Origin of the sequence: Streptomyces sp. M2CJ-2 (genome assembly GCF_016757295.1) — a bacterium.
GTDB lineage: Bacteria > Actinomycetota > Actinomycetes > Streptomycetales > Streptomycetaceae > Streptomyces.
Window position 1 is genome coordinate 1 of sequence record NZ_JAESIF010000159.1, and the last position, 4,890, is coordinate 4,890.

A 4,890-nucleotide genomic window follows, 5' to 3' on the forward strand; every position below is an offset into this window, starting at 1 on the left:
GTCCTGGTTCACCGCCGTACCCCGCACCACGGCCAGCACCCGGTGCCCGTTGCGGCGCGCGTCCGACAACCGCTCGACGAGGAGCAGACCGACGCCCTCCGCCCAGCCGACGCCGTCGGCGGCGGCCGAGAAGGCCTTGGAGCGGCCGTCGGGGGCGAGGACGCCCTGCCGGCTGGAGTCGATGAACAGGTCGGTGGCGGACAGCACCGTCGCGCCGCCGGCCAGGGCAAGCGAGCACTGGCCGGCGCGCAGCGCCTGGACGGCGAGGTGCAGGGTCACGAGCGACGACGAGCAGGCCGTGTCGACGGTCATGGAGGGGCCTTCGAGGCCGAGGATGTACGAGATCCGGCCCGAGACGACCGCGCCCGAGCTGCCGTTGGCGAGGTACGCGGCGACCTCCGGCGGTGCGTTGTGCTGCCGGCTGCCGTAGTCGTCGTACATGGCGCCGGTGAACACGCCGGTCTGGCTGCCGCGCAGCGTGGTCGGGTCGATGCCGGCGCGCTCCAGCGCCTCCCACGCGGTCTCCAGCAGGAGCCGCTGCTGCGGGTCCATGGCCAGGGCCTCGTGCGGGCCGATGCCGAAGAAGGCGGGGTCGAAGTCGGCGGCCTGGTGCAGGAAGCCGCCTTCGTGGGCGTAGGTCTTGCCGCGTTTTCCGGGCTCGGGGTCGTAGACGCCGTCGATGTCCCAGCCGCGGTTGGTGGGGAACTCGGTGATGACGTCGCGGCCTTCGGCGACGATCTGCCAGAGGTCCTCGGGTGAGGTGACTCCGCCGGGGTAGCGGCAGGCCATGCCGATGATGGCGATCGGCTCGTCATGGCCGGCGGCGGTGGTACGGGCCGGTGTTCCGGCGGCCGCCGCGGCGGGGGCGCTGTCGTGGACGTCGACGAGCCTGGCCTTCAGGAGCTCGGCGACGGCCCGCGCGGTGGGGTAGTCGAAGATCAGGGTCGCGGGGAGGGCGAGGCCGGTCGCGGTGCCGAGGTGGTTGCGCAGTTCGACGGCGGCGAGCGAGTCGAAGCCCAGTTCCTTGAACGCCTTGCTGCCGTCGACGGCCGCGTTGTCCTGGTAGCCGAGGACGGTGGCGACGTACGTGGTGACCAGGTCGAGCAGGGTGTGGTCGCGTTCGGCGTCGGTGAGTCCGGCGAGAGTCTGCGCCAGCGACGTCCCCGACGCGCGGGTGGCGGCGCTCGCGGCACGGCGGCGGGGGCGGACGGGGACGAAGCCGCGCAGCTGTGCAGGAAGGTCGTCGGTGCGGTCGCGCAGCGCCGCGGTGTCGATGTGCAGCGGGGCGAGGACGGCCTCGTCGCTGTGCAGGGCGGCACCGAGCAGGTCCAGTCCCTCGGCCACGGTGAGCGCGGGGAGGCCGAGCCGGGCCATCCGGGCCAGGTCGGCGTCGCCGAGTTCGCCGCCGAGGCCGGTGTTCTCCGCCCACAGGCCCCAGGCCAGGGACGTCGCGGGCAGCCCTGCGGCGCGGCGGTGGGCGGCCAGTCCGTCGAGGAAGGCGTTGGCGGCGGCGTAGTTGGCCTGACCGGCGGCCAGGACGATACCGCCGGCGGAGGAGTAGAGGACGAACGCGGCGAGGCCGAGGTTGCGGGTCAGCTCGTGCAGGTGCCAGGCGGCGTCGGCCTTCGGCCGCAGCACGGCGTCGAACTGCTCGGGGGTGAGGGCGTCGACGACTCCGCTGTCGGCGGCTCCGGCGGCATGGACGACCGCCGTCAGCGGGTGCGCGGCGGGGATGCCGGCGAGCAGGCCGGCGACGGCGCCGCGGTCGGCGACGTCGCATGCCGCGACGGTGACGGTGGCGCCCAGGGCGGTCAGCTCGTCGCTCAGCGCGCGGGCGCCCGGCGCGTCGGGGCCGCGTCGGCTGGTGAGCAGCAGGTGGCGTACGCCGAGTTCGGCGACGAGGTGGCGGGCGGCGAGGCCGCCGAGTCCGCCGGTGCCGCCAGTGATGAGGACGGTGCCGTGGGGGTCCCAGCCGGGCGCGGCGTCCTGCTCGCCGGTGTCCGCCGGCGGTGCGACGCGGGTGAGACGGGGGACATGGGCGTCGCCGTCGTACAGGGCGCACTCGGGCTCGCCGGTGGCGAGCAGGGCGGGCAGGGCCTGGGCGGAGGCGTCGCTGCCGTCGGTGTCGACGAGGACGAACCGGTCCGGGTGCTCGGCCTGCGCCGCGCGCACCAGTCCCCACAGCGCGGCCTGCGCCGGGGACACGTCGCCGTGGATGGGGGCGGCACCGCGGGTCAGGACGACGAGCTTCGACCCGGCGAGCCGGGTGTCGGCCAGCCAGCCCTGAACGGTGGCGAGCAGGCCGAGGGCGCCGGACCTGGTGGCGGCGAGGACGTCGTCGTCGGACGCGCCGGCCGTGGCGTCCACGAGGACGGTGTCCGGTACGGCGGCGCCCCGGGTGACGGCGGCCAGCAGGCCGGCGAGGTCCGCGTGGGCGGGCACGTCGGGGTGGCCGGCGGCCTGCGGGTCGGCGGTGAGGCGCACCCAGTTGCCGGGGGCGGTACGGGCGTGGGCCGCGAGGGACAGCGGCTGCCACGTGGTGCGGTGCAGGCCGGGGCCCTGGGCGGCGACGGCCGCGGCGGTCAGCTCCCGGCCGGTGACGGGCCGGGACACCAGCGACTCGACGAACGCCACAGGGCGGCCCTGGGCGTCCGCCAGCTCGATCGCGGACACCTCGTCGCCGTCGATCCGCAGGATGCGGACGCGCAGGGCGGACGCACCGGTGGCGTGCAGCGAGACCCGGTTCCAGACGAACGGGAGCAGGGTCGGGCCGTCGGTGTCGTTGAGCAGGTCGGCGTGCATCGCCGTGTCGAAGAGGGCGGGGTGCAGTCCGTACGCGGCGGCGCCGGCGGCGGTCTCGGCGGGCAGTTCGACCTCGGCGAAGACCTCGTCGCCGCGGCGCCAGACGGCGCGCAGGCCCTGGAAAGCGGGGCCGTAGCCGTAGCCGCGGCTCGCGAGGCCGTCGTAGGCGGCCGTCACGTCGAGGGCGACCGCGTTCTCCGGCGGCCACACCGTCAGGCCGCTCGGCGGGGCGGGGGCGGCCTGGGTGAGCGTGCCGGAGGCGTGCCGGGTCCACTCGCCGTCGACCGGTCCGCCCTCGGCGCGGGAGAAGACGTTCACGGTGCGCCGCCCGCTGTCGTCGGGTGCGCCGACAACGACTTGGAGGGCGGTGCCGCCCTGGTCGGGGACGACCAGGGGGGCGTGCAGGGTGAGTTCCTCGACCTGCGGGCAGCCGGCCTGTTCGCCGGCGCACAGCGCCAGCTCGACGAAGCCGGTACCCGGCAGCAGCACCGAGCCCCGTACGACATGGTCGGCGAGCCAGGGCTGCGCCTGCACCGACAGCCGCCCGGTGAGGACGAACCCGTCCGCACCGTCGGTGCCGGGGAGGGCGACGGCCGCGCCGAGCATGGGATGGCCCACGGGCACCTGTCCGACGCCCGCCACGTCGGTGGCGGGGGCGGCGTCGAGCCAGAAGCGGCGGTGGCGGAAGGCGTAGGTCGGGAGGTCGACCACCGGGCCCGTGCCCAGCAGGCCGGCCCACCGGACGTCGGCGCCCCGCGTGAACAGCCGGGCCAGGGCCGCGACGGCCTCGGCGTCCTCGGGGCGGCCGCGGCGCAGTACGGGCAGGAAGACGGCGCCGCTGTCGGCGTCGACGCACTGCGCGCCCATGCCGGCGAGGACGGCGTCCGGGCCGATCTCGACGAAGGTCCGTACGCCGTCGGCGGCGAGGGCCGCGATGGCGTCGGCGAAGCGCACGCCGTCGCGGACGTGGTCCACCCAGTACGCGGGGGTGCACAGCTCGTCCCCGGCGCGGGCGCCGGTGACGGTGGAGACGAAGGGGATCTGCGCGGGCGCGTAGGAGATGCCGGCCGCGACGGCGCGGAACTCCTCCAGCATCGGCTCCATCAGGGACGAGTGGAAGGCATGGCTGACCTTGAGCCAGCTGGTGCGGTACCCGCGCTCGGTGGCCGCGTCGACCACGGCGGCCACGGCGTCGCGCCGGCCGGAGACCACCACGGACTCCGGTCCGTTGACCGCGCCGATACCGGCCCCGTCCTCGTGACCGGCCAGGAGAGCGGTGACCTCCTCGGCGGAGGCGCCGACGGCGGCCATGGCACCGTCGTCGGGCAGGCGCTGCATGAGCCGGCCGCGGGCGGTGATGAGGCGGGCGGCGTCGGGGAGGGTGAGGACGCCGGCGGCGTGCGCGGCGGCGATCTCGCCGATGGAGTGGCCGGCCACGAAGTCGGGGCGGATGCCCCAGGACTCGAGCAGGCGGAAGAGGGCGACTTCGAGGGCGAAGAGCGCCGGCTGGGTGAACTCGGTCTGCTCCAGCGCCTGCCCGTCGCCGTCGACCACCTCGCGCAGCGGGCGCGGCAGGTGGCGGTCCAGCTCCGCGCAGACGGCGTCGTACGCCTCGGCGAACACCGGGAAGGCCGCTGCCAGCTCCGCGCCCATGCCGACCCGCTGGGAGCCCTGGCCGGAGAACAGGAACGCGGTCGAGCCGTCCTGCTCCCTGCCCTGGAACAGGTTCGGAGCACTCTCACCTGCGGCGAGTGCCCTGAGGCCGGCCAGCAGATCGGCCGGGTCCGACCCCGTGACCACGCCACGGTGTTCGAAGGCCGTACGGGTCGTCGCCAGCGATCGCGCCAACGTCGCGACGTCCAGGGCGTCGTCGTCCTCGAAACGTTCCAGCAGCTTCTGCGCCTGAGCGCTCAGCGCCTCGGGGGTGCGCCCGGCCACCACCCACGGCACCGGGGAAGCCGGCGTGGTGGGCTCTTCGGGAGAGCTGGTCTGCGGTGCCTGTTCGAGGATGATGTGGGCGTTGGTGCCGCTGATGCCGAAGGAGGAGACACCCGCCCGGCGGGGACGGCCGTCCTCCGCCCATTCCTG

1 protein-coding gene is annotated in these 4,890 nt (G+C 75.5%); it reads right to left on the reverse strand.

Annotated elements, in window-relative coordinates; all coding sequences use genetic code 11:
• The coding region (locus JL475_RS38040) for a type I polyketide synthase (protein ID WP_202282774.1) at window positions 1-4,890 on the reverse strand (4,890 nt) is incomplete at both ends.